18 protein-coding genes are annotated in these 25,408 nt (G+C 59.0%); 7 read left to right on the top strand and 11 right to left on the bottom strand.

Translation table 11 applies throughout. The features are described from left to right. Positions 1-122: 122 nt before the first annotated feature. Genes GT613_RS04130 through GT613_RS04120 form a run of 3 tightly spaced genes read right to left on the bottom strand, consistent with a single transcriptional unit; the run spans position 123 to position 4,321 of the window. Positions 123-1,235 carry a glycosyltransferase family 2 protein gene (locus GT613_RS04130; RefSeq protein ID WP_114513156.1) on the bottom strand — a complete coding sequence of 371 codons (1,113 nt, stop codon included), beginning with the start codon at positions 1,233-1,235 and terminating at the stop codon, positions 123-125. Positions 1,236-1,244: 9 nt separating this feature from the next. Next, positions 1,245-2,225: a glycosyltransferase gene (locus tag GT613_RS04125; RefSeq protein WP_021410988.1), complete on the bottom strand. Its 981-nt coding sequence runs from the start codon at positions 2,223-2,225 to the stop codon at positions 1,245-1,247. Between the two features lie 38 nt (positions 2,226-2,263). Continuing rightward, on the bottom strand, positions 2,264-4,321 hold the full coding sequence (locus GT613_RS04120) for a DUF6541 family protein (protein ID WP_161172511.1): 2,058 nt from the start codon (positions 4,319-4,321) through the stop codon (positions 2,264-2,266). Between the two features lie 136 nt (positions 4,322-4,457). Between GT613_RS04120 and GT613_RS04115 the strand changes: the two genes are divergently transcribed. From GT613_RS04115 to GT613_RS04105, 3 genes are read left to right on the top strand one after another with little or no spacing between them, the layout of a single operon-like run. Continuing rightward, positions 4,458-5,306 (top strand): ABC transporter permease, encoded by an 849-nt coding sequence (locus GT613_RS04115; protein ID WP_255459187.1) that lies wholly within the window; start codon positions 4,458-4,460, stop codon positions 5,304-5,306. A gap of 15 nt (positions 5,307-5,321) precedes the next feature. Further along, on the top strand, positions 5,322-7,154 hold the full coding sequence (locus GT613_RS04110; RefSeq protein WP_114550511.1) for an ATP-binding cassette domain-containing protein: 1,833 nt from the start codon (positions 5,322-5,324) through the stop codon (positions 7,152-7,154). 9 nt (positions 7,155-7,163) lie between these two features. Then, positions 7,164-8,291, top strand: a complete 1,128-nt coding sequence (locus tag GT613_RS04105) for a glycosyltransferase (protein ID WP_009304073.1) — start codon at positions 7,164-7,166, stop codon at positions 8,289-8,291. Here the strand turns inward: GT613_RS04105 and GT613_RS04100 are convergent. The 5 genes from GT613_RS04100 to rfbA form a co-directional block, all read right to left on the bottom strand. Continuing rightward, positions 8,288-10,147, bottom strand: a complete 1,860-nt coding sequence (locus GT613_RS04100) for a glycosyltransferase (RefSeq protein WP_240132859.1) — start codon at positions 10,145-10,147, stop codon at positions 8,288-8,290. The genes GT613_RS04105 and GT613_RS04100 overlap by 4 nt on opposite strands. Before the next feature lie 558 nt (positions 10,148-10,705). Continuing rightward, positions 10,706-11,278 carry a dTDP-4-dehydrorhamnose 3,5-epimerase gene (rfbC, locus tag GT613_RS04095; RefSeq protein WP_009304071.1) on the bottom strand — a complete coding sequence of 191 codons (573 nt, stop codon included), beginning with the start codon at positions 11,276-11,278 and terminating at the stop codon, positions 10,706-10,708. 8 nt (positions 11,279-11,286) lie between these two features. Beyond that, entirely contained in the window at positions 11,287-12,306 is a 1,020-nt protein-coding gene (rfbB, locus tag GT613_RS04090) for a dTDP-glucose 4,6-dehydratase (RefSeq protein WP_009304070.1), read from the bottom strand. 4 nt (positions 12,307-12,310) lie between these two features. Then, positions 12,311-13,213 carry a dTDP-4-dehydrorhamnose reductase gene (rfbD, locus tag GT613_RS04085; protein WP_009304069.1) on the bottom strand — a complete coding sequence of 301 codons (903 nt, stop codon included), beginning with the start codon at positions 13,211-13,213 and terminating at the stop codon, positions 12,311-12,313. A gap of 2 nt (positions 13,214-13,215) precedes the next feature. Next, positions 13,216-14,118, bottom strand: coding sequence for a glucose-1-phosphate thymidylyltransferase RfbA (gene rfbA / locus GT613_RS04080; protein WP_009304068.1), 903 nt, complete (start codon positions 14,116-14,118; stop codon positions 13,216-13,218). A gap of 210 nt (positions 14,119-14,328) precedes the next feature. On the opposite strand from rfbA, the gene GT613_RS04075 reads away from it, so the two are divergent. Then, on the top strand, positions 14,329-16,704 hold the full coding sequence (locus GT613_RS04075; RefSeq protein WP_009304067.1) for a glycosyltransferase family 2 protein: 2,376 nt from the start codon (positions 14,329-14,331) through the stop codon (positions 16,702-16,704). Between the two features lie 134 nt (positions 16,705-16,838). Here the strand turns inward: GT613_RS04075 and GT613_RS04070 are convergent, their stop codons facing one another. Both GT613_RS04070 and GT613_RS04065 read right to left on the bottom strand, forming a co-directional pair. Beyond that, complete coding sequence (locus tag GT613_RS04070; RefSeq protein ID WP_009608217.1) at positions 16,839-18,371, bottom strand: DUF2142 domain-containing protein; 1,533 nt, start codon at positions 18,369-18,371, stop codon at positions 16,839-16,841. A gap of 276 nt (positions 18,372-18,647) precedes the next feature. Further along, on the bottom strand, positions 18,648-20,255 hold the full coding sequence (locus GT613_RS04065; protein WP_009304065.1) for a DUF6020 family protein: 1,608 nt from the start codon (positions 20,253-20,255) through the stop codon (positions 18,648-18,650). A 281-nt stretch (positions 20,256-20,536) separates the two neighbouring features. Between GT613_RS04065 and GT613_RS04060 the strand changes: the two genes are divergently transcribed. From GT613_RS04060 to GT613_RS04050, 3 genes are read left to right on the top strand one after another with little or no spacing between them, the layout of a single operon-like run. Further along, on the top strand, positions 20,537-21,271 hold the full coding sequence (locus GT613_RS04060) for a glycosyltransferase family 2 protein (protein ID WP_009304064.1): 735 nt from the start codon (positions 20,537-20,539) through the stop codon (positions 21,269-21,271). 15 nt (positions 21,272-21,286) lie between these two features. Beyond that, entirely contained in the window at positions 21,287-21,694 is a 408-nt protein-coding gene (locus tag GT613_RS04055) for a DUF2304 domain-containing protein (protein ID WP_009304063.1), read from the top strand. After that, positions 21,663-22,877: a glycosyltransferase family 4 protein gene (locus GT613_RS04050; protein ID WP_009304062.1), complete on the top strand. Its 1,215-nt coding sequence runs from the start codon at positions 21,663-21,665 to the stop codon at positions 22,875-22,877. The genes GT613_RS04055 and GT613_RS04050 overlap by 32 nt, the downstream gene beginning before the upstream one ends. A gap of 62 nt (positions 22,878-22,939) precedes the next feature. Here GT613_RS04050 and GT613_RS04045 read toward each other — a convergent pair whose 3' ends face one another. Beyond that, entirely contained in the window at positions 22,940-25,243 is a 2,304-nt protein-coding gene (locus tag GT613_RS04045; protein WP_009608219.1) for an NlpC/P60 family protein, read from the bottom strand. Positions 25,244-25,408: the final 165 nt, after the last annotated feature.

Raw genomic sequence — 25,408 nt, 5'->3', positions numbered from 1 at the left:
ACGGAAACGTATGCGAGTCGACACGTAAACAGAGCGTCGGGGACGGCGCATCTCAGAATTCAATTGCAGTCCCGAAAAGGGCGAAACGCCGCAAAGCGGATCGTCAACCGCAAACCGCACTCTCACTTCGAGCGCAAACGCTCCTTCAGCCGCCGCACAAGCCACTTGAGCGATCCTTGGGCGTCCTGGAAACCGCACTTCTGCTCCTGAACCTCGGCCGCCTCGATATTGGCGCACGCCAGCAAGAATCGTTCGCGCGAACCCCGCTGGAGCGCTTCGAGCAATTCCCGATAACGATGGTCGAGAATGCGGTCGGCGTCGACGTGCGCCAGGTCGTACGCTTCGAGCCCGCCGGAAGCCAGTCGCTCGTAAGCGACGGCGAACGCGTCGAAGTCGCGATACGTCGGCAAGTTGTAATACACCGCATCGAGCAGCCACGCCTGGTACGCCAAACGCAACGGCTCGTACAAGCCCTCCTCCTGCAGCCACGCGCGCAACGCGGCGAACGCGTCGAGGAAATCGAGTGGATGCCGCCCTTTGTCGGCCATCGCGTTCGTGCCGGAGAATTCGCGATGCACCACGAGCGGGCGGGCGATGCGCACGATGCGCCTCGCCGACACCGCCGCAGGCAGCGAATACATGAGATCCTCGGTCAAGCGCAGCTCCTGAAAGCGGATGCCGCGCTCCTCGAGCAGCGAGCGACGCACCATCTTGTTCCAAGGAACGTTCTGCACCGTCTCGAAGAACAGATCGGGCGCCGTCTCCCACGTGAACGAACCTGCAGGGTACGAGGGGAACGCGTCCTCGTGCCGCATCCCCCATTCGGCCGGATAGGTCCTGCCTGCCCGCTGGTTGTACGTGCGGAACGCCACAAGCGCCATATCTGCCTGCGCGTCGTCGAGCGCTTTCACGCAGCTCGCAAGCATATCGCACTCGAGGTAGTCGTCCGCATCGAGGCAGTACACGTACCGTCCGCACGCCCGCTCCAGCCCGGCGTTGCGCGCCGCACCTGGCCCCGCGTTCGCCTGGCGAAGCGCCGCCACGCGCCCGTCACGCTGCGCACGCTCTTCCACGATCGCCCAGGTATCGTCCGTCGAACCGTCGTCGACGCAGATCAGTTCGAAATCGCCCATCGTCTGCCCGAGCACGCTGTCGAGGCACTGCGCCACGAACTCCCCCGCGTTGTACGTGGGCACGATAACGGATACGACGGGCTGCTTGCCATTGCGCTTCATGAAAGCTTCCTAATATGTTTCCGGATGGTCGGCTGCGAACTTCGCCGCCCCGCTGTCGAGCAATTCGCCGAGAACGTCTCTGCTGATAGGATCGAACAGCTGCATATCGAGCTCGCCTGCTTCCCGCGCCGCCGCGTACTCGTCGGCCATGCGCTGCGCGAACGCCTCGTGGGCGCTCGCGTCGATGCGCTCGTAATTCCACCGGTATTTGCTCCATTTGTCCACGTAGAACCATGGCAGCAGCGCGCGGCAGCGGTCAGGACGGACGCGCAAGAACCGCTCGCAGTCTTCCAGCTCGTCGCACACGACGAACACTTTGTCCGTCGTCTTCACCGACGAACCCGGGTTGTCCATGCGGTAGTGCAGCAGCGGCTTGCGCACCAGCGCGCACCGACGGGCCGCGAACCACGACTTCATCACGAACGACGTGTCCTGAAACGACGCGCCCGGCGTCTCGCGAAAGCGGATGCCCTCATCGTCGAGCCAAGCCTTGCGATAGAGCCCCGTCCAGATCGCGGGGATCGTGCAGACGATGCGCGGCTGCTCGACGGGATCGAAAAGCCTGCCGTAGGGGAAATCGGCGAAGTTGCGTATGCGGTCGTCATGATCCTCGTAGTGCTCGAAAAAGTTGCATTTCACGAGGTCGCAGTCATGTCGCTGCGCCATGCGGAGCAAGCGTTTGAACATGTCGCGCTCAGGGAAGTCGTCGGGCTCAACGATGCCGATGTACGCGCCGCGTGCGGCCTCGATGCCGCAGTTCATAGAAGCGCCGTACCCCGAATTCGGCTTGTCGACGATGACGATGCGCTCGTCCTTCCGCGCCCATTCCTGCAAAACAGACAGTGATCCGTCGGTCGACCCGTCGTTGACGGCCACGATCTCCAAGTCGCGCAGCGTCTGCGAGCACAGCGCCTCAAGGCACTGCGGCAAATAGCGCTCCACGTTGTATATGGGAACCAGCACCGAGACGCTGGGGCAAGCTTGCTGCATCGACTCACCGTCCTTTCTCGAACCTGCATTGTACATGCTTATTGTATGGCATCGCCGCTCGCTATCCGATACAGGCGCATATCGCCCTCGGACAAAACCATCTCGAAACCGGGCGTCTCATCGACCACGCCCTCGATGCCCTCCCAGACAGCCGGATCGTAGAGGAAGAACAGCTCCTTCATGCGCTCGACATCCCGATCGAGAACCAGGAGGTACTCGGCTCCGGTCGTCAGAACCGCGTCTCGCACCGAAGGATTGGACGCCTCGGCAGCCAGCCGACAGCGGATCGTCGAGCTCTCCGGCCGTTCGTCCTCTCCACCGTAACCCGATATGTCGCGATAGTACAGATTCAAATCATCGAGGCTGTATGCGAAAAGCGATCCGTCGTAAGGCTGGTTGACGATAAGCGCCCCGGACGGCACGACCTCTTTCACGTGCTTCGAGAACCGGCTCTTCTCTTCGCTGTAGGCGTTTACCGCCGAACCGTCATTGAGAGCCGTTGCGGTGGCGGCGATGCCCTGGAACGCGCCCTGGCCCAGTCCGAGCGCCCCTCGAACCGGCAAGAAGTTCAATGCGAGGAAGGCGACGGCAACGACGGCCAGAGAAAGCGCCTTCAAACGGTTCTCGCCTGGCGCGCGAACGGATGCAAGAGTCTTCCCGACGATCTTGCACGCGACGTACAGTCCCATCGCCAGAAGCGGAAGAGCCAGTATCCCGGCCAGTGCGGCGGTGCGATAAGGATCGGTGTACCAGAATCCCGACAGCGCGTGTTTGAGCAGGGTATCTCCCTCCACGGCCGAAACGTAATAGATGCAGCATGCCAGAAGATACGAGCACGTCAGCCAAAGATAGCGTCGTTTGCGCAGCGTGTACAGCGCGCCCGCCGCGACTAGGCACGCAGCGATCGGCTGCACGGAGGATCCGGCGAATCCCATGCCGAGCACGCTCACGAGACCCTGCGCCCTTGAATGGATCGGAGGCCAGTACACTGCGACGGCTCCTTGCATGAAGGGCAGAGAAAGCGCAGCCACCCACAGCAAGGCAACGCACGCGAGCGCGACCGACCCGGCCGCCAGCATGACCTCCATGCGACGTTTCGGCTCCCGGCATCGACGGCCCGTCTCGACCGCCGATCGATACACGCAAAAAGGAATGAGGAAGACCGCCGCCGAGAACACCGCGTTCGGCTGCATGAACGCCATGCAGCAACAACCGAGAACGAACACGGCGCCGTACGCGACGCGCTCCCTCCTCGAGGCGTCCCGGCCCCAAACCGCCGCAAAACACGCAACAAGAACCGGCACCAGCGCGAACGCCGCCGTGTTCGGATACAGAGGCCACACCTCGACGAGGACCCAGGGGAACGCCCCGACGGCGACCGCGCCCAATGCTCCGATCAAGGCGATAGCGCGATCGCCGGAGAACAGAACCTTCATGAGGAACGCCATGCTCAAGGGGAAGACGATTGCCGCGAACAGGAAGTTCACGGCATTGACGGCCAATGCCACCTCGACGCCCAAAGCGCTTACCACCATGGAGCATACGATATGCCATCCCGAGGGATAGTATCCGGTTCCCGGCAGAGGGTTGGCTGCGGGATCGGAAACGTCCAAGTACGACGAGACGTGCAGCGAAGACCACATGCCGGAATCCGAGAAGCTGCGCACCGAGGCGAAGTGATGCACGTTGTCATACGTCTGCACCGACGACGCGGGGCCATCCAGGGGAAGGACGAACACGAACAGGCCAACGGCCACCCCGACGGCCAAGTACGCCACAGCAAGAGCAGCATCGAGCCGCCGATCCGCACGCTTACCCGAACCGAGCACGGCACCTTTCTTGCGCGCGGCGAGCAGAACGAAGCCGCAGGCCGCAATCGACAGCACCACCACGGGAATCCCTACTGAGAAAACGGTCGACCGCACGCCGATGAAGAAATACGCGACCCCCAAGATGGAATACGCCAAGATCGAAAAGAGGGGTGCGCAGGACAGCGCGGCCAATCCCCTCATGCCGAGGGCTCTCCAAGCGAAAAAGCCCGGCCCATACAGCACCGCAGCCCCTGTCAGAACAGCCAAGCAAAAATCAACCCACATGCGAACTCCCCTGCCATCCCGCGGCAAGCCGACGGAAATACGGTATCTGACGAACGACATCTGCAAGGGTAGCATAGAGCGCATAAAGGATGGACTCGACCTTGCCCGAAAAAGAAAAGAGCCGATCCGTGGTATCATGCGGTTTTGCGAAGATTGCAGAACACACCGCGCAGGGGCGCGTCGCATCAGAGAGGCAGCGGTCAGCGATATGAGTGCAGCTAAGACACAGTTCAAAAGGGATTGGTTCATCCTCACCTCTCTCGTTTCGAAGGATTTCAAGCTCAAATATCGACGAAGCATGCTCGGCGTGCTGTGGTCGGTGCTGAATCCCCTGCTCATGATGATCGTTCTTACCGCAGTGTTCTCCGTGGTGTTCCGGTTCGACATCCCAAACTTCCCCGTCTACCTGATCCTCGGCCAAACCCTGTTCACGTTCATGAGCGATGCCACATCGGGCGCCATGAGCTCCATCATCGATTCGGCTCCTCTCATCAAGAAGATCCGCATCAACAAGATGCTGTTCCCCCTTGAGAAAGTCGTGTTCAGTCTGCTGAACTTCGCCATCTCGCTCGTCGCCGTGGCGGCGGTCATCGCCTTCTTCCAGATCCCCCTTACATGGAACATCCTGCTCCTGCCGCTTCTGCTGTTCTACATCTTTCTGTTCTGCCTCGGCCTTGGGCTGCTGCTGTCGTCACTCGCCGTGTTCTTCCGCGATGTCATGCACCTGTGGGGTGTTATATTGACCGCCTGGACGTACGCGACGCCTCTGTTCTATCCCACCAGCATCCTCACGGACTGGATGTGGACCATCATGCAGTTCAATCCCATGTACTATTACGTCACCTATTTCCGCGACATCGCCCTCAACGGCGTGACGCCGAGCCTGGGAGCGAATGTCATCTGCCTCGGCTGCGGCGTCGCCACCCTCGTCATCGGGTTCGCCGTGTTCCGCAAGCAGCAGAAAAAATTCATCCTGTACGTATAGAGACGAAGGTTCGTTATGCCTGAAAACGTCAACACCTCTTCTTTGGCCGCCGCAGTCGAAGACCTCAGCGAGGACAATCGTCGGACTATGGTCAAAGTCGATCACGTGTCCATGATCTTCAACATGGCGTCCGAACAGCTCAACAGCTTGAAGGAATACGCCATCCAGATCGCCCGGCGCAAACTCTTTTTCGAGGGTTTCACCGCGCTCGACGACGTTTCGTTCGAGGTGAAGAAGGGCGACGTGTTCGGCATCATCGGCACGAACGGGTCGGGCAAGTCCACCATGCTCAAGATCATCGCCGGCGTCCTGGAGCCCACGAAGGGAACCTGCGAGATCAACGGCAACATCGCACCCCTCATCGAACTCGGCGCCGGCTTCGACACCGAGCTGTCCGCTCGCGAGAACATCTACCTCAACGGCGCGCTGCTTGGCTATTCGAAGGAGTTCATCAACGATCATTTCGACGAGATCGTGGAGTTCGCCGAGATCGAGAAGTTCCTCGACATGCCGCTCAAGAACTACTCCTCGGGCATGGTGGCGCGCATCGCGTTCGCCATCGCCACGGTGATCGTCCCCGAGATCCTCGTAGTGGACGAGGTGCTTTCGGTTGGCGACTTCATGTTCCAGAAGAAATGCGAAGACCGCATCAGCGAGCTTATCGAGAAACACGGCGTGACCGTGCTCATCGTGTCCCACAGCAACGCCCAGGTGGAGCGTTTGTGCAACAAGGTCATCTGGATCGAGAAGGGCCATACGCGCATGATGGGCGACGCCGCGTCGGTATGCCGCGTGTACGGCGGCTTGGGAGGCCGTACCGGCAGCCCCGAAGCGGAACAGCGCGTGTTCGAAGCGCTGCAGCGCGGCAGAGAGCACGAGGAGAGCGATTTCAGCGCGATCGCCGGAGACGACGCCAACGGCACTGCCGTGCAGCTCGCATACCGAGGCTGGGAAAACGGGTTCGATGCCGCCGTCATCGTATGCGCCTCAACCCATATCAACGCCATCATGGCGAACGGCCTTGCCGGAGCCATCGATGCGCCCGTCCTGCCGGTGAAACCCGATAGGATACCCGATGCGGTCGCATCCATACTGAGAGAGACGAAACCCTCCATCATCTACTTCGTTGACGGGGAGCGCAATGCAGTCGAGCCGCTTGCCGCCCTCGAGCGGCTTTCCTGGTCTCCTACCATTGTCGCTTTCGTGAACGACGGAAACGTGTTCGACCTGTCTCTGGATATACATCGCCACGGCATCGAACGAGGGCTCTGGGGCGATGAGATGATGATCGTTGATTTCGACGACAACCCCGAGTCGCTTGCGGCCGCACCGCTTGCATGCGTCAAACGCTGCCCCGTTATCGCCACACACGGAGCCGTTCCGAATGACGTTCTCGAGAACGCTTTCTCCGAAGGCCGGCACAGCCGGGCTCTCGTGATCGGCAATGCCGCCGACGCGACGATCGACGACCGCCTGCGCGAGCGAGGCGTCTCCGTCGAGCGCATCGCTCGCGATACGCCACAGGCTACCTGCATCGCCCTCTGCGAGCGATCCCTCGCGGAAACGCGCCCCTCGCGAAACGGAAGGCGGGAGCTATGCATTGCCTCCCTGTCGCTTTCTCAATGGCCTGAGCTGCTGGGATGCGGCGCGTACGCGGCCAAGCGGGACAGCGCGCTTCTGCTTGAAAACCCCACCGATCTCGACGACATCGCCCAATGCCTCGACTTCGTCGAGCGCTCCAGCGCCCAGGTCGACAAGCTCGTGTTCATCGGCAAAGAAAGCGGGGTCGCGCGCCTCGACCGCGAACTGCTCGTCGAATCCCTCGACGACGCGCGCTCGGGAAGGTAGCGAGCGGTCATGAGCGACACCCCCCTCGTCTCCGTCATCGTACCGGCCTACAACGGCGAACGCCATATCCGCCAGTGCGTCGAAAGCGTGCTGGCCCAAACGCTGGCCGACTTCGAGCTCATCTGCGTAAACGACGGATCCACCGACGGCACGGGAAGCCTCCTCGACGACATGGCCGCCCGAGACGATCGTATGCGCGTCATCCACCAGGAGAACAAGGGCGAGGGCGCCGCCCGCAACGCCGGACTGGACGTGGCGCGCGGACGCTACCTCGCGTTCTTCGACGCCGACGACTTCGCCGAACCGCAGCTGCTTGAGAAAGTCGTTCGGCGCGCCGAGGAAACCGGCGCCGACGTGGTGGCGTACCGGGTCGATTCGTACAACGATGAAACCGGCGAGACGCTGCCCATGCCCTGGTCGCTGGACGCCGACGCCTTCCCCGCCGACCGCGTGTCGTCACCCGGCGACAACCCCGACAAGCTGTTCTATGCCTTTCAGAACTGGACGTGGAACAAGCTGTTCCGATCCTCGTTCGTACAGGCAAGCGGCCTACGCTTCCATGAGGTCCAGCGCAGCGCCGACCTGTACTTCGTCTGCTGCGCGCTGGCCCAGGCCGACCGTGTCGCCACGGTAGACGAGGTGCTGTACCACTACCGCGTGAACAATCCGAACAGCAACATCGCCACGAACGAGCGCGCTCCTCTCGACTTCTACCGATCTTTCGTCGCCGTCAAGCAGCACCTTGAGAACGTCGGGCGCTTCGCCGCGGTCGAGCGGGGCTTCAAGAACTGGGCGGCCGAGTCGGTGTTCTTCAACCTCTGCAGCCTGAAAGCCCGCGACGCCTTCGAGGAGCTGCGTCGCGAGATGCAGCAGCGCGGATGCGTCGAACTCGGCCTCGACACGATGAAAAAGGCCGAGTTCTTCGACCCGCGCACCTACGACCAGGTGCGCCACCTGCTGTGCGACGACGCCGACGATTTCCTGTTCTTCCTGCTCAGGGAAACGAATCGGCGCATGGAAGAGCAGAAGAACGATGCACTGCGCGCTTGGCGCGAAGTCGAGGAATTGCGCGCATCGAAGACGTACCGCGTCGGCGAGGCCGTCCTCAAACCCGCGAAAAAGATCCTCGGCCGTTAACGGCGCGCGTCCTCCGGCGAGGGAAGCGCGAAGTACAGGCTGTCCCTATCGAGGTTCGGGTTCGAGAACGGATCCCCCTGCTCGAAGAACTGCGGCCATTTCTCTTGCATAAGAGCGCGCTCGCGCAGCCAGCGCTGCATCTTCGAGGGATCCCCCTCTTCGCGCCCACGAGATACGAACTCGTTGTGGTACAGCTTCGCGTACGGCGTAAACGTCACCGAGTAGCCCGCTGCGCTCACTTTGCAGCAGAAGTCGGCGTCGTTGTACCCCACCGCGAACTCCTCAGAGTAACCACCCACCTCCTCGAACACCGTCCTCTTCACCATCTGGCATGCGCCCGTCACGCTTGAGAAATTGCCGGGGCGCACCGACCGGCCAAGATAGCAGCCTTGCGCATCGGGCACGTTCTGGTTTACGTGCACAACCGTGCCGTCAGGGCCGATGAGCATGCCCGCGTGCTGCACGAGACCGTCGTAATACAGCAGCTTCGCGCCGACGATGCCCACCTCGGGACGTTGCAGGTAGCCCGCCATCTCCTCGATGAAGTCGGGTGCGATCACCTCGGTGTCGTTGTTCAGCAGCAAAAGCAGATCCGCATCGGTGCTAGCGGCACCGAAGTTCATGATCTTGGCATAGTTGAACCCGTGCGGCCATTCGATGACGCGGACGCGATCGCTGCGCGCCTCGAGCTCGCGGTAGTAGGCGAACGTCTCGTCCTCCATGCTGTTATTCTCGATGACGGTGATGCGGTAGTTCCCGTAGGCCGACTTCTCCAGGATGCTGCGAACGCAGCGATCCAGCACGTCAACATGGTCTTTGCTGGGGATGAGGATCTCCACGCTCGGCTGAGGGTCGGGCAGCTGGTAGCGGACCCGGTACACGAACGGCCCGTCGCCGTCCTCCACCGAGACGGGTATCCCGCGGCGGTCGAAATGCCGGCGCAGCGCGATCTTCCCCGCCTGGTGAGCGTAGGGCTTGCTCCCCAGGTTGTCCCCTGCGGTCGACTCGCCATGCACGCGCCAGTGGTACAGCATGTGCGGCACGTGCACAATCTCGCGTCCGGTTTCCGACACACGCAAGGAGAGGTCGTAATCCTGCGCCCCATTCACCTCGTCGTCGGACAGGCCCGTCTCGGCCAAAACGTCCTTGCGCACCATGAGCCAATGCGTGATGCAATTGTGTGAGTACAGCAGATCTCGGTTGAAATCAGTCTTGAACACAGGGTTCCTGAACGCTCCCCCGACCTCGAACGAGTCCTCGTCGCAGTACAGCAGGCCCGCGTCGGGATGCTCGGCGATGGCCTGGACGTACGCCTCCAGCGCGTTCGGCTCCAACACGTCGTCGTAATCGAGGAACGCCACGTACTCGCCCCGCGCATGCTGAATGCCGGCGTTCGTGTTGCCCACGATGCCGAGGTTGTCGCGCAGCGGAACCACCGTGATGCGATCGTCAGCGATGCGCTCGACGATGCCCGGCACCTTTGAGGATTCGCTCTCGGAATCGACGAGGACGAGTTCCCACCGAACGTAGCTTTGCGCAAGGACGGATTCCAGCATCTCCTCGAAGTAGCGCTCGTTCACCCGATAGCAGGGCACGACGATGCTCACCAACGGAGAGAGGGAAACTTCAGGATCCAAGCGCGACCCGGAAAGCCCTTCCATCTTCCGCGATTCGCGCCAAGCACGATAGTCGCCCTCGTCCGCAGCGTTGCGCACGCGCCGAAGCGCGCGGTGCAGCTCGCCGAAAAACGCAGCCTTATCGAACCCCAGCATGGCGGGCAAGGCAGCACCCGTCTCGTCCTCGGCGACTACGAACAAGCCGCCCGTCGCAGCGGGAACGCGAACCGAAACCACCATCCGACGGCGAACGCCTTCGACAGTGCCATCGGGTATGCACTGATCCTCGAAGAAGATAGGATCTATTTGAAGCGCATGCCCTACACCGTCCCAGGCAGAGAACCTCGGCTGAGATCCCAGCGAACGGGACTCGGCGGCAATGCGCCATACCCCCTCCTCGCCATCCGGCATACACATGACCAGCGAAAGGCGCAAACGATCGACCGACCGCTCGTCCGTGCCACGCAAAGCAACGCACAGGGACGGACGGAGGCGGTAGTTCAGGCGAGAGAGCCATTTCAGCTTCCCGGCAGGCAAGCGCATCGCGCACAAGGGTTCATCCCCGCCGCGCTGCACGACTCTGACGAACAACGTGACATCGTCGAGCAAGGGGAACACCAACACCCCGACAACATCCGAAGCGGGATCGGACTCCTTCAGCCAAAGGGTCGGAATCGATGAGCCATCTTCAAGCGCCGCCTCAACCGCAACGTCACGTCCGGCAGAGCCAACGATGCGGAGACGGGCATAACCTTTGCCGTCGCCTCTGCACAGGACAAGATTCTTGATTTTCATAAGCTAGGCGAGATCCTTGAGCCCCGGATGCGCCTTGTCCTTCTCGCTCAGCACGAGTTCCATACCCTCCGAGATGGGCCACTCGATGCCGATCTCGGGATCATTCCACATAAGCCCGCCCTCGTCGTTGGGATGGTACACGTCGTCGCACTTGTAGCAGAACTCGGCGATATCGGACAACACGAGGAAGCCGTGGGCGAACCCGCGCGGCACGAAGAACTGGCGACGGTTCTCCGCCGACAGCACCGCGCCCTCCCATTTTCCGTAGGTGGGGCTGTCCGGGCGCAAGTCGACGGCCACGTCGAACACCTCGCCCGACACCACGCGGACGAGCTTGGACTGCGGATGCTCTATCTGGAAGTGCAGGCCGCGCAGCACGCCCTTGACCGAGGAGGACTGGTTGTCCTGCACGAACTCGCAGTCGATGCCGCCCGCGACGAAGTCGGGGCGCTTGTAGGTTTCCACAAAGTAGCCTCGTTCGTCGCCGTAAGCGGTGACGTCCACCACGAGCACGCCCTCGATGGAGGTCTCGGTGAACGTGAAGTTGCCGTGCTTGACGCTGTCTCCCGCTGCCATACCGCCTCCTACTGTCCCTGCTTCGCGTACTTGGCCTCGACGGCCTCCTTGGCGCCCTGCCACCATCCGGGGTTGTCACGGTACCATGCGATGGTGGCCTTGAGACCTTCCGCGAAGTCGGTGCGCTTCGGCTCCCATCCCAGTTCCGAGCGCAGCTTCGAGGAGTCGATGGCGTAGCGGCGATCGTGGCCGGGACGGTCTTTGACCCAGTCGAAGTCGTCCGCGCTCTTGCCCATGCCCTCCAGGATGGCGTGCAGCACGTCGATGTTGTTCTTTTCGCCGTCCGCCCCGATCAGGTACGTCTCGCCCAGACGTCCCTTCGTCAGGATCGCCCACACGGCCGAGGAGTGGTCCTCTGTGTGGATCCAGTCGCGCACGTTCAGGCCGTCGCCGTAGAGCTTCGGACGGATGCCGGTGAGCACGTTGGTGATCTGGCGCGGGATGAACTTCTCGATGTGCTGGCGCGGGCCGTAGTTGTTCGAACAGTTCGAGATGGTGACGCGCACTCCGTAGGTGCGGAACCACGCGCGCACCAGCATGTCGGACGACGCCTTGGTGGAGCTGTACGGGCTGCTCGGACGGTACGGCGTCTCCTCCGTGAAGCGCGCCGGGTCGTCCAATGCGAGGTCGCCGTACACCTCGTCGGTGGAGATGTGATGGAAGCGCACGTCGTGCTTGCGCGCGGCCTCCAGCAGGCGGAACGTGCCGTGCACGTTGGTGCGCACGAACGGCTCCGGGTCGGCGATGGAGTTGTCGTTGTGGGACTCGGCGGCGAAGTGCACGATGGCGTCCACGCCGGGGACGATCTCCTCCAGCAGCGCCTCGTCGCAGATGTCGCCGTGGACGAAGGTCATGCGCTCCTCGGGGATGCCGGCGAGGTTGTCCAGGTTGCCGGCATAGGTGAGCGCGTCCAGCACGACGACGTGCACGTCCGGCTGGTTGTCCACCACCCAGTGGACGAAGTTGCTTCCGATGAACCCGGCTCCGCCGGTGACGATGATGCGCTTCGGTTCGAAGATCTCTGACATTCCTCTAGCCTTCCATCTCGGGTAGGTTGTTCAAGTACGCGGACAGCGCGTCGCGCCACGGGCGCATCTCGTTGCCCACGGTGTCCTCGAGGCGCTTGTTTCGCAGAGACGAGTACGCCGGGCGTTTAGCCGACGCGGGATTCATGGCCGCGTACTCCTCGGACGTGCAGCGGATGACGGCGCAGTCGAGCCCCGCGCCCTCCATGACGGCCTCGGCGAAGTCGGCCCATGAGCAGGTGCCCTCGTTCGTGCAGTGGTACACGCCGTAGTCCTCGGTGGAGGCGATCTTCAGTATCTCGTGCGCCAGGTCGTTCGCCGACGTCGGGTTGCCCAACTGGTCGTCCACCACGGTGACCTCGTCGCGGTCCGCGCCCAGGCGCATCATGGTCTTGACGAAGTTCTTGCCTACGTAGCCGTACAGCCACGCCGTGCGCACCACGAAGCAGCGGCTGCACGCCGCGAGCGAGCGCTCCTCGCCGGCCAGCTTCGTGCGACCGTAAGCCGAGACGGGGCCTGTCGGGTCGTCCTCGACGCGCGGCTCGGGCTCGGTGCCGGGGAACACGTAGTCGGTCGACACCTGCACGAGCTTCGCGCCGACCGCCTCGGCGGCGCGCGCGAGGTTGCCCGGCGCTTCGGCGTTCACGCGGAACGCCGCGTCCTCGGCCGTCTCGCAACCATCGACGTTCGTCATGGCGGCGCCGTTGACGATAAGGTCGAAGCCGCCCTGGGCCACATAGGCCATGACGGCGTCGGCATCGGTGACGTCCAGCTCGTCCACGTCGGCCGCCACGATCTCCGCACCCGCGTAGGCGTCCGGGATCGGCCCGATCTCGGAGCGGCCCTCGCGCAGGATGCGCTGCAGCTCGTTGCCCAGCTGGCCGTTGCCGCCGGTGACGAGGATCCTCATGCTCACATCGCCTCCTTGTGCGGCACGATCCTGCCCTCGGCCACCTTCTTGAGGTGCTGGCCGTAGACGGACTTGCCGTACTTGTCGGCGGCGGCCAGAAGGCGCTCGCGGTCGATCCAGCCGTTCTGGTAGGCGATCTCCTCCACCACCGACACGCTCAGGCCCTGGCTGCGCTCGACGGCGCGCACGAACTCGGAGGCCTCGAACAGGCTCTCCATGGTGCCGGTGTCCAGCCACGCGTAGCCGCGGCCGAGCGTCACCACGTTGAGCGAGCCGTCCTCCAGGTACATCTGGTTCAGGGTGGTGATCTCCAGCTCGCCGCGCGCGCTCGGCCTCACCTGCTTAGCCAGCCCGCACACGCGGCTGTCGTAGAAGTACAGGCCGGTCACCGCATAGTTGCTCTTGGGGTTCTCGGGCTTCTCCTCGATGGACACGGCGTTGAACTCCTCGTCGAACTCCACCACGCCGAAGCGCTCGGGGTCGTCCACGTGGTAGCCGAACACGGTGGCGCCGCCCTCGCGCTCGGCGCGCTCGACGGCGGCGCGCAGGTGGCGCCCCAGGCCGTTGCCGTAGAAGATGTTGTCGCCCAGCACCAGCGCGCAGCTGTCGCCGCCCACGAACTCCTCGCCGATGACGAAGGCCTGCGCCAGGCCGTCCGGGCTGGGCTGCTCGGCGTAGGACAGGCTCACGCCGTAGTCCGAGCCGTCCTTGAGCAGACGCTCGAAGTTCGGCAGGTCGGCGGGCGTCGAGATGATGAGGATCTCGCGGATGCCCGCCATCATGAGCACCGACAGCGGGTAGTAGATCATCGGCTTGTCGTACACCGGAAGCAGCTGCTTCGACGTCACCGTGGTGAGCGGGTACAGGCGCGTGCCGCTGCCTCCAGCAAGTATGATGCCCTTCATAGACGCTCCTCTGAATCCGCCACAGGCGGCAAGATCAACCTAAATTGCATACCGCTAGATTATATGTTTAACCAGACGAAAAGATACCGATAATTGCCAGAGCACCTCTTTCTTCTATACTATCCTTCATATTACGTTCCGACGACTTCAACGAGGAGCCCTATGAAAGCACGCGTTATCTGCACATGCCGAGGAGACGGCAGAGGGTACATGAGCGTCCAGGTCACTCGTTTTTCCGAAGACGCCAGGCTCAAGCTCGCAGGATTCACCGACGAGAACGATCATGCGCCCACCCAGCTCTACGTCATAGACGAAGACGACACGTCGAAGACCGCCGTGCTCGTTTTCCCCCTAGCCCCCGTTACCATCAAGCTGAAGCTCGACGAAACAGCACCGAACGGCGACGCGACAAACAGCTGCACCTTCACGATCCAACCCTCCGCTTTAAAATGGCAATCGAGAATCAACTACCGCCTAAAGGACCGCGAATGCGCCCGGATCCGCGACATAGACGGAACGGACTTCTTCCGCCATGCCACCATCATTCTTCGCGAATGCATACCGTCAGACAACGCTAACATTCTGCGGGGGACGATCACCGTACCAACCGTGGACGACATCCCCTATTCGATCAAGCTCCTTGATGGTCGCTTCAGACCAATCGACTCTAGCTTTATCGTTATGAGCGATTCCGTCGAGCCGGAAAGCAGTATGGTTCCAATGCCCGTAAGACGCATCGATTTCTCCGTACGCATCCCCAAGCCCATTGCAACGTATGTAGTAAGCTTTGAGGATCCCTCTGGCTCGGTTCGTACCAATTTCGCAACGCTCGAACCTCAGCTCTACGAAACGCTTCTCGCCAAGCGGCATGAAGAAGCGCTTGACGCTACCCATGACACAAGGTATCCCCAATGGCTTGACAGACATCGGGCGGACGATGCCGTAATAAAAGAACAACGCAACGCCTTTCTCAAGAGCAAACCCCTGATCAGCATCGTAACGCCTCTATTTCGAACTCCTTTGAAGTTCTTTCGCGAGATGGCATCGAGCGTGCTCGAGCAAACTTACGGAAATTTTGAGCTGATACTGGTCAACGCAGATCCCGACAATGACGACTTGGCTAAAGCGATCAAAAACCTCGCCAATCGAGACGATAGAGTCAAAGAAGTGCGCCTCGAGAAGAATCTTGGCATATCGCTCAATTCGGCCCAAGGAATCGCCGCTGCACAAGGCGACTACATCGCCTTCCTCGATCACGACGATCTGCTGGAGCCCAACGCTCTTTTCGAATACGCCTCCGCCATCAATGTCAATGAGAATATCGATCTGCTCTATTGCGACGAAGATAAGCTATTCCCCGACGGAACCTACGGCGACCCCTATTTCAAACCCGACTTCAGCCCCCACCTGCTTCGCGAGGTGAACTACGTCTGCCACTTGCTCATGGTAAGGAACAACTTGCTCGCCCGCCTTGCGCCCGCCGATCCGATATTCGACGGCGCTCAAGATCATCGCATGATCCTGCAAGCAGTAGAAAAGGGGGCGAGGATACACCACGTACCCAGTGTTTTATACCATTGGCGCATTAGCGAGAACTCGACAGCAAGCGGAACCGGTGAAAAACCCTACGCCGACAAAGCAGGTAAGCTCGCGATCGAAGAGCATCTACAAGCGATGGCTATCCCCGGGAAGGCTCACCACACCGAAGAAGCTTGTCGCTATCACATCGAATACCATGTTACGGGCAAACCCCTCGTATCGATCATCATCCCGAACAAAGACAACGCCGAAGTGCTCGATACGTGCTTATCCTCGATACTGGATAAAAGCACCTATGACCATTTTGAGATAATCGTCGTAGAGAACAACAGCACCGAGGCATCAACCTTCGATTATTACGAAAACGCGAAGAGACGAGACCCCCGTATCAAGATCGCAACCTGGAAGCACGAGTTCAACTTCTCGAAGCTCATAAACTTCGGCGCACAGCATGCTAGAGGCGAATTCCTGCTCCTCTTGAACAACGACACCGAAGTCATATCTCCCTTCTGGATAGAATCCATGCTAGGAATATCCCAAGAACCAACCGTAGGCGCAGTCGGCGCAAAACTCTACTATCGGGATGGAACCATTCAGCATGCAGGAGTTTACGTTCAAGGAACGGGTGCGGGCCATCTCAATTCCAGCTTAGATCGCAATGAGAAGGGCTACTATCACACAGCTTCGAGCACTCGCGAGGTAAGCGCCGTAACCGCAGCGTGCGTTTTGACGAAACGGAAGGCGTTCGAGGAGGTGGGAGGTTTTTCGGAAGAGTTCGCCGTCGCCTTCAACGATGTCGACTTCTGCCTGAAGCTCCGCGCCAAAGGATACAGCATCGTTTTCGCGCCGGAAGCGGAGCTCTATCATTACGAATCGCTTTCCCGCGGATACGAGACGACTGTCGCCAAGCAAATGCGATTCCATCGGGAAGCGTCGCTGCTCAACGCAACATGGCCCGAATACTTCGTCATCGGTGATCCGTATATGAACAGGAACCTGCACCCGAGCTGCGGGTATTTTCGCCTCGACGACCGCGACCTCAACTGATCGCAAACGCAATCGCTGTCGGCCTACCGAAGGAAACCGCCTCTGACCAGATACTCTTTAGCCACAATGCGAGAGCACCCTCATCGATAAGGTGTGCCTAACCAGCCGTCAAAATCAAATCGCATGATCGGATGCTAAACCCCTACAGCGATGGAGAAGGTTCGCGCGAGGTACATTGCATTCACGGCGATCATGGCAAAGACAAGCCCTTCACCAAGAGGAATGTCGATGCATACATGCTTGCTTCGCATCGCCAATGCTGCCATAGGAAGCAACGGGAGGAAATAGCGGCCTTGCACACCCTGTATGACGTTTTCATATGTAAATGTCCATCCGACCAGCATCGAGAGAATCACTCCCAAACCGCCGACCAGCGCTAAACCTCCGAACAGAATCCTATGAGCGACCGGCACTAAGGCATTGTCGTCCTCGCATCGTTGAAAGGATATCATCACAATAATCAACAGAACGACCGTGACATAAAGCGGAGCTTTCAGCTCAATCTGAAACCAAGCGAGGGACCCCCCGACAAGCGTTTCCAAATAAAAAGAGCCTTGCACATCAAACGTCCTGAGAAAAAGCAGAACCGTATTCGCAGGATCAGAGATAAGTCCGGTCAGGCTATAGAACGTGCCTTGTTCGTCGCCACGCGAGCTTACGCCACCCCCAGAAGACGCGATCCCTGACATCTGCAATAATACCGCAGCACGAAATGCGAGTATGGCAACCAGGGAGCAGCCAATCGCAATGGACTTGAACCGCACGGAAGCAGCGGTTGAGGGAAAACGCTTCCGCGGTATCAAAACGACGAGGAACACGATGACCGCATACACAACCTTGGACGGAGCGAGCAAAGCTGCAATAACGACAAGCCCTACTTTCTCCCATCGGCTCATGAGCCCTTCTCCATACACGGCTCGCAAGCACATACCCGTCAACAGGAAGGCCAACCCTATAATTCCAGCATCGTACGAATACGAAGACGCTAAATGCAGTGTCATAGGAAGAAGCCCTGCAGTCATCATGACGTTCTTGCCGATAGGAGTGATGCGAACGGCAGAATATACTAACACTGCAAACATCAACAAATTGAAGAACCTGCCCAGGTAGAACAGCGGATAGCTTCCGAGATTGAGCAGCGTGGCCAATACGATGCCCAAAGCCGAGGGAAGCTTGATGTACGGAGGGTTCGCAGTCCAGTCAAACGAGGAGACGGGCTCGACCGCAACACGAGACGCGTCGTTCGCGAAAAAGGCGAACTGGTCTATGGCCGTACGGTACTTATCGTATCCAAGCGTATAAGATTCGAGCATACCGTTCAGCATGATCGAATCGTCTTCTCTTACCGGCAGAGAATCGACAGTAGGACTTTGAAGCATGATGTAGTCCGCCAGTTTGTACGACGCTTCAAAATGAAAAGTCTCGTCAGGGACGGTCCCCGGCGCGAAAACCACAGAATACAAGAGGCCGCAGCTTATCAAACCCACCAAGAACGCCATTTCAACCTGATGGCGCACCCTCGATTCAAGCGCCCGTATCAACAGGTATGCAAACGCAACGACGATCACGGAAACGCACGAAAAAGCAAGGGCGAGCCGCGAATCGCTGAACGAGTAACAGTACAGGGCGTGGATCGTCATGACCGCAACGACGGCGATCAGGATCATATCGACTCTGTGCCTGTGCAAAACCTCGAGAAATCCCTTTTGCATAACTTGCTTGGCGGAAGCGATCCGCACCTCTCCTGTCGATCGAACCATAACGCAGACGAGCAAAACCACTCGCATTGCAAAGTATCAAGAATGTACAAGTGTAAGGCATTCCCAACCTCGAAATGAAACTCTCCCGAAGCAAAACAGAATGCGCGCACCTGTTTCAGCTCACAACCGCTCTTACAGATTTGAAACGTTCACCCGTTACTCATCAGCACGAAACAGAAAAAGCTACGCCTTGGGTCGGCCCGCCTTCACCAAGCAAGCAATCGGCAAAACGAAGGGCAACGCCAGATTGAAGGCAAATATGTAGCGATAGTCCCCGACTGCAGGAGCCGCAACGAACAGCGTCGCAAGCAGCGCAATGAGAGGCATAACGCATACCAAGCATCTTGCCCGCTTCTTCTTCTCGAGTCCGACGCATCCGACGAAAACAAGCGCAGCCACCGCCCAAATTAGCGTGCCGGAACTGAAAGGAACAGGCAAAGCCGCGATCAGCTTTTGCGCCAAGAAACCAGGATCCCAATCGAATCCGAGGTAATCGCGCGGGGCTTGCTCGTAAAGAGTGGAGTTTGTCACAAGCCACGACGGATAGCCCGGATTCCAGTATCCTTGCGTTTCATCGATCCAGGCTTTGACGTATATTCCAAGGTTGTCGGGAAGCATCGAAGCCCAGGTGACCAAGAACTCGATCTTATGCTCCTCCAGAAAGGCATCGTCGAAAGACTCGTGGAACTTGATCGGATTGGGAGTTTGAGGATTGTAAGAGTCCCTCATGGCTTCCATAGGAAGAACCCTGTTGATGAACTCCTCTTGTTCTTCGTTGATATGTCCGCCTTTGTGCACGGTTGCTGCGATTTGCTGAAGCGGAATGCCCACGGACTCTGAAAAATGCCCCTTCTGCACTCCCATGATCGAGAGCAACGGACCCTGAACAACCAGAAAAGCGCAAAGCACTGCGGCGCCCACAGCCGCGACCTTCTTTCTCAGATCGGGCTCGATCGCGAACAAGACAAGCAAGGTAGCTCCCACGACCACGAACCCATTGCTCCTCAAAAAAGTGAGCAGCAGACAAGCGACAAGCAGGGTTCTTCCAATGTGTTTCTTCTCGCCATGGAACAAAAGCGAATACAGGCGAACAATCAGAAACAGGGCGCAACAGCTAAACAAGACATCCTTCCACATGGTCACCGAGTAGTTTGCGAGAATCGGGTTGAACAGCATGAAGGCAAAAGCCGCCAGGATGTACCTTTTTCCAAAACCAAGCCTGACAAACACCGAGATGCACCAGCTGAGCACAAGGGCGGCCACGGTCATCTGAAGGAAAAGAAAGATGCCTATCGACAGATCGACGCTGCCAAAGAATGCCGTAGCCTGAAAGACCACCCAAACAAGGAAGGTGTAGAAAATAGGATGGTGGTTCGCCAACCCGTCGTAACGATGCCACGTGCTCCACTCGGAAACGCCCAAGACCTGGTTGACGATGTCGTTTGAGTCCGTAGAGCAAAAGCCAGGCCAATTAGACAGCAGCACCGCAAGAAACGAAACCTCCAAAGCAGCAAAGCAGAGCAAGAACGCGATCCTCACCTGCTTCGAAGACCTACGAGCGGCGACCCGTTCTTTCCGGTTGATCTGCTTGATTTGGTCGCAAATCGCAACAAGAACGGAAGCCGAGACGATCGATAGCCCGATCGAGAAAAGAGCGACCTGCTTGAGACCGAACTTCCCCAACTCGGGAAGCAAGACGGCCCAGGCAAATAGGACGGCGAAAACAAAGCAAGCGCAAACTTCACCGCGCTTCAAATTACCCGCCCAGTCTTTCATCAGCTTCCCAATCATCAAAACTCCTCAAACGAAAAACAATACGATGGCTTTCACATGCGGCTTTACGGCAACGACCCAATCCGCTTTTGCCGCAACAAGGGTCACGGTGGCGAGCTCGGGACAAAAACCAAAAATGCCGAATCATATGATACAGGGAGCAAGGAGGATAAGCAGGAAAAAGATGCAGACGTTCGACCCAGCTTGAGAATCGACCCATCGATCCATTGCGGGACTTAATGCGGGTTTAAGAAAGCATACGCGCGAAAGAGGGTTCGAACTACGGTATACTTCGATATATGGATACCTCGAATGCATATCCCAACAACAAGCACCTGAACGTCCTCGTCGTCATCCCCGCCTACAACGAGCAGGAGAGCATCGTTTCGGTCGTCAACGACGTAGTGTCCGCAGGATACGATTACGTCGTCGTCAATGACGGATCGACAGACGAAACCCAGTCGTTATGCGAATCGCACGGGTTCAACGTTTTGAACCTGCCTCAGAACCTCGGCATCGGCGGCTGCGTGCAAGCGGGTCATAAGTACGCGCTCCTCAACGGCTACGACGTTGACATCCAGTTCGATGGCGACGGCCAACACGATGCCCGCTGCATTCCCAGTCTCGTCGAGCTGATCGAGTCGGGATCGGATCTGGCCATCGGCTCCCGCTTCGTGGAGGACACCGACGGATTCCGATCGACCGCCCTCAGAAGGCTGGGCATCGTTTGGCTGTCATTCTGGATAAAAGCATTCTCCGGCAAGCGCATCACCGATCCGACGTCCGGCTTTCGAGCTTCAAGCAAGAAAGCCATGGCGCTGTTCGCAAGGAACTACCCCACCGACTACCCGGAGCCCGAGTCCATCATGCTCGCCATCAAATCGGGTCTGTCCGTGAACGAAGCTCCGGTAACCATGCGCGAGCGCCAGGGCGGAAAATCGTCCATTGGAGGGCTTTCCAGCCTGTACTACATGATCAAAGTGTCGCTGGCCATCTTGATCGTCAGCTTTTCACACAAGCGCAAGCGAGTCTAGAAAGCGGAGGGTTTCGTGTTCGTTCTTCAAATTGTCGCAATCATCCTATGCGTCGCCTTCTTCGCGTACGTCGTCCATCTGGTCGCCCGAGAACGACTGTTGCTCAAGTACTCGCTGCTGTGGATGGCGCTCACCGTCGTCATCGTGCTATGCGCCCTGTTTCCTCAGCCCCTGTACTCCATCTCGTCCTTCCTCGGGTTCGAAACCCCTTCGAACTTCATCTTCTTCATCGGATTGTTCTTCTTGCTGGCCATATCCCTTTCGCTTAGCTCAATCGCCAGCAAGCAAGCCCTCATGATCAAGAACCTCGTGCAAGAGCAGGCTCTGCTCGCGAAAAAGCTGGAGAAAGACGATCGGAGCCCAAGCGACTCTGACCCAAGCGGGCTCTCCAATGCAGACACCGTTCAAGATCAGGTTCGGTAACACATTGACGAACAAGAACGACACCTTCTGCATATTTTCCGCCCACTACCTCCCTCACGTCGGAGGCGTTGAAAAGTACACCCAGAACCTTGCGCGCCAACTGGCCGACCAGGGTAATCGCGTCATCATCGTCACATCGAACGTCTACGATCTCGCCGAGAGGGAAGACCTGGGAGAAGGGGTCGAGATAGTTCGTCTCCCCTGCTATAAGCTTTTGGGCGACAGATACCCCGTTACGCGCCACGATAAGGCATACGAACGGATCATGGCGTACCTTCACAACCAAAATATCGACTACGTTGCCATTAACACCCGGTTCTACCGCCATACGCTGGAAGGAATCGCGCTAGCGGAGGCCAAGGGCATTCGCCCTATCATCGTCGACCACGGATCGGCTCACTTGACCATGGGAAGCAAGCTCGTCGACCCCTTCGTGGCAATAGTCGAACACGCAGTCACCGAGCTGGTGAAGCGCCACTCCGCCGATTACTACGCGGTTTCCCTCGCGGGAACCGAATGGCTCCGGCATTTCGGCATCGAAGCCCGCGGGGTGCTCAACAACTCCATCGACGCGCGAGCCTTCGCTGAAGGCTCGTCTTGCCGATCGTTCAGGAAAGAACTCAGCCTATCCGACGAAACGCTCCTCGTGGCTTTCACCGGAAGGCTGATACCTGAAAAGGGAATACCGGCCCTCATCGAAGCTATGCGCATCTTGGCCGATGAAAAATCGATTCATTTCCTCATCGCAGGAGAGGGTCCATTGGAAGACAGCCTCCTCCGGGCATCGCTTCCCAATGCAACGTTTCTCGGCCGTCTGCACTCGCCGGATGTTTCTGCCCTGCTTACAGAATCAAACGTGTTCTGCCTTCCATCGCGCTCTGAAGGATTCTCGACCTCCTTGCTGGAAGCAGCTGCATGCAAAGCAACGCCCATCGTCACAAATGTAGGAGGCGTGCAAGAGCTGGTGCCGAGCAACGAACACGGCATCATACTCCCCTCGGCGGACGGCGAAACGATAGCCAACGCCATACTCGAACTCAATAGCGATCGCACACGATGCCTCATCATGGGTCAAAACATCAATCAACTGGTTATCGATAAATTCTCTTGGAGCGAAACAGCTCGTTTGACTGCCCTCGCCTGCGCCGAGGCGCAGGAACGGCGAAACCAACCCATCTTGTAAATCGCATCAAGAAAGCCACTTGAAAACACGTGGAGGGTCCTCTGGACCCTCCACGATCCGTTCTATGACAGAATCCTTTGCGCCGTCGTCGTAGATGCTCCCTTCGAGGCGAGCGACACGTACTGGCAGCGACCGCCGAATGCCGGCTCTTCGTAAATCATTCCGCCGCCGGCATACAGCACCACGTGCTCAGGCAGCATAGGATTGTAGTTCGGCCACGCACCGTAATACATCAAGATGATATCGCCAGGTTGGGGATCGCCGAACACTCTCACGCCGCTGTACATCTGATCATACGTCTCGAAACCGATATCGATCCCTAGCTGCTTATACAGATACCACGTAAACGAAGCGCAATCCATGCCTCCGTCCTGCGGGTACACGCCAAGCCATACATAGGGCACGCCAAGAAGCGAGCGCGCCGTGCGCATGATGATATCGATGCCCGCCTGCTTGTCATGGCGTCCCGACCCGTTCATGTACCAGTAGGTGCCGTCCGACACCTTCACGCTTGCGTTGGAAACCATCGCGCCGCTGCTCTTCAGGTAATACCAATCACCGCTCTCCTGCAGCCAACCGGTCTGCATAGCCCCCGTCGAAGGATCGAGATAGTACCAAGAACCGCCCACGGAAGCCCAACCGGTGCGCATGACCCCGCTCGAGGGATCCAGGTAATACCACGTTCCGGAGGCTTTGACCCATCCCGTTTGCCTGATGCCCGAAGCGTCGGCGTAGTAACGAACTCCATCGACGTCGAACATGCCCGTACGCAACGCGCCTTCGTCCTTCGGATCGAAATAGAAGGTCTTTCCAGCGGCTGTGCGCCAGCCCGTCTTCCCATCAGCACATACGATTCTGCCCTGAGCATCGTACGAGGCGACGAGCACGGCATCCCCCGAGCCATCGATGAAGCCACAGGAGCCGTTCCCAAGCGACACCCATACGTTGTTGACCATAGCACCGCTGCCAGAGAACACGTACTCGCGTCCATCGATCGTGCACCTACCGACAGCCATGGCTCCGGTTTCCGGATCAAGCCAATAACGCGCCGATCCCTCTTGGTACCAACCGGTGCGCATGGCGCCTGATGCGCTGAGCGTATACCATGTGCCGCCCAGGTTAAGCCATCGATCGGCAAGCATCGCGCCGGATCCGTTGAAGTAGTACCACTTTCCATCAGTCGCCTTCGCCCATCCAGTAGCCATGGCGCCGCTTTCGGGATTAAGCCAGTACCAAACTCCGTGTTGCTTGAACCAGCCCGTGCGCATAGAGCCCGATGGGTTCAAATAGTACCATGTCCCAGCCTGTTTCAACCAGCGATTGGCGAGCATCGCACCTGATCCGTCAGAGTAGTACCAAGTTGACCCATCACGATACCAGCCGGTCTCCATAGCTCCCGAAGAACGATCAAGCCAGTACCAGATACCACCTTGCTTCAACCAACCGGTAGCCATCGCACCGGATGCCCTAAGGTAGTACCACGTTCCTCCCTGCTTCATCCAGCGATTGGCAAGCATCGCACCGGACCCGTCAGAATAGTACCAGGTCGATCCATCTTTATACCAACCCGTTGCCATGACTCCGGTTTCCGGGTCGAGCCAGTACCAGGTGCCGCTCAGCTTCAGCCAGCCGGTGCGCAAAGCACCCGAGGGACTCGCATAGTACCAAGCGCCATCCGTACGCACCCAACCGTTGCCGGTGACGAGCGCCCCGCTCGGACGTGCATGGTACAGCGTCGATCCCACACGGTAGGAGCCGGTCAACATGGCACCACCTCGCGAAGGATCGAGGTAGTACCAGGTCCCGCCCAGCTTCAGCCAGCCGGTTTCTATCTCGCCCGACGCAGCTGCGTAGTACCAGGCGCGATCGACCAGCAGCCATCCCGAAGAGAACAGAACCCCATCGGTATCGAGATAGTAAGACTTGCCTTCGATAGCGACGAAGCCGCGCGCCATCGCATTGCCGTTGCCAGGATCCAGGTAGTAACGCTTCCCTCCATCAATCAACCACCCGCTCTTGAGCTTTCCTTGCTCGTCGGCAAAATAGCGGTTGCCATCGACAGTGTTCCACCCAGGGACATATGCAGGCGAAGGAGAGACCCCTCCCGAACCTGCACCCTCGTCAGAAGGAGCGTCGGGATCATGTGGATTTCCGGAGCCAGAATCATCTTCATCCTGATCAGCAGCCCCGTGGGCCTCCGTCGAAGCCTGCGTGCCGCCATCGACTGCTCCAGCCTCATGCCCAACGCCCGTCTCTTCACCAAAGGCAATGCTCGGCACCATCATGCCCGATAGAAGCACCGCCGCGAACAACGTGAGCACTATCGACATGCGAACCGAAAAGAAACGAGAAGCATCCCCTGTCATATCATCAACCTTCCTTCATATTGCAGCTACTCTTTGAAGTTTAGCATAGATATCAACTTAAAAGAGAGCCCCTAGCGCAAGGGTAATTGCGGAGCCCCAGAACGCGCGAAGGCCCCGCCTCCCGAGGGGGGCGGGGCCTTCGCATGCCGAAACGCCCTCCGCGAG

Source organism: Eggerthella sp. BIOML-A4, from assembly GCF_009875575.1.
GTDB lineage: Bacteria > Actinomycetota > Coriobacteriia > Coriobacteriales > Eggerthellaceae > Eggerthella > Eggerthella lenta.
Note: the sequence above shows the minus strand (reverse complement) of the source record. Positions and strands in the feature narration are given on the sequence as shown.

Bases quoted from the DNA above. Each gene is read 5' to 3' on its own strand.
- GT613_RS04130 (WP_114513156.1), bottom strand. From the start codon at position 1,235: ATGAAGCGCAATGGCAAGCAGCCCGTCGTATCCGTTATCGTGCCCACG.
- GT613_RS04125 (WP_021410988.1), bottom strand. From the start codon at position 2,225: ATGCAGCAAGCTTGCCCCAGCGTCTCGGTGCTGGTTCCCATATACAAC.
- GT613_RS04120 (WP_161172511.1), bottom strand. From the start codon at position 4,321: ATGTGGGTTGATTTTTGCTTGGCTGTTCTGACAGGGGCTGCGGTGCTG.
- GT613_RS04115 (WP_255459187.1), top strand. From the start codon at position 4,458: ATGCGGTTTTGCGAAGATTGCAGAACACACCGCGCAGGGGCGCGTCGC.
- GT613_RS04110 (WP_114550511.1), top strand. From the start codon at position 5,322: ATGCCTGAAAACGTCAACACCTCTTCTTTGGCCGCCGCAGTCGAAGAC.
- GT613_RS04105 (WP_009304073.1), top strand. From the start codon at position 7,164: ATGAGCGACACCCCCCTCGTCTCCGTCATCGTACCGGCCTACAACGGC.
- GT613_RS04100 (WP_240132859.1), bottom strand. From the start codon at position 10,147: ATGGTGGTTTCGGTTCGCGTTCCCGCTGCGACGGGCGGCTTGTTCGTA.
- rfbC (WP_009304071.1), bottom strand. From the start codon at position 11,278: ATGGCAGCGGGAGACAGCGTCAAGCACGGCAACTTCACGTTCACCGAG.
- rfbB (WP_009304070.1), bottom strand. From the start codon at position 12,306: ATGTCAGAGATCTTCGAACCGAAGCGCATCATCGTCACCGGCGGAGCC.
- rfbD (WP_009304069.1), bottom strand. From the start codon at position 13,213: ATGAGGATCCTCGTCACCGGCGGCAACGGCCAGCTGGGCAACGAGCTG.
- rfbA (WP_009304068.1), bottom strand. From the start codon at position 14,118: ATGAAGGGCATCATACTTGCTGGAGGCAGCGGCACGCGCCTGTACCCG.
- GT613_RS04075 (WP_009304067.1), top strand. From the start codon at position 14,329: ATGAGCGTCCAGGTCACTCGTTTTTCCGAAGACGCCAGGCTCAAGCTC.
- GT613_RS04070 (WP_009608217.1), bottom strand. From the start codon at position 18,371: ATGATCCTGATCGCCGTCGTTGCGGTCATGACGATCCACGCCCTGTAC.
- GT613_RS04065 (WP_009304065.1), bottom strand. From the start codon at position 20,255: ATGATTGGGAAGCTGATGAAAGACTGGGCGGGTAATTTGAAGCGCGGT.
- GT613_RS04060 (WP_009304064.1), top strand. From the start codon at position 20,537: ATGGATACCTCGAATGCATATCCCAACAACAAGCACCTGAACGTCCTC.
- GT613_RS04050 (WP_009304062.1), top strand. From the start codon at position 21,663: ATGCAGACACCGTTCAAGATCAGGTTCGGTAACACATTGACGAACAAG.
- GT613_RS04045 (WP_009608219.1), bottom strand. From the start codon at position 25,243: ATGACAGGGGATGCTTCTCGTTTCTTTTCGGTTCGCATGTCGATAGTG.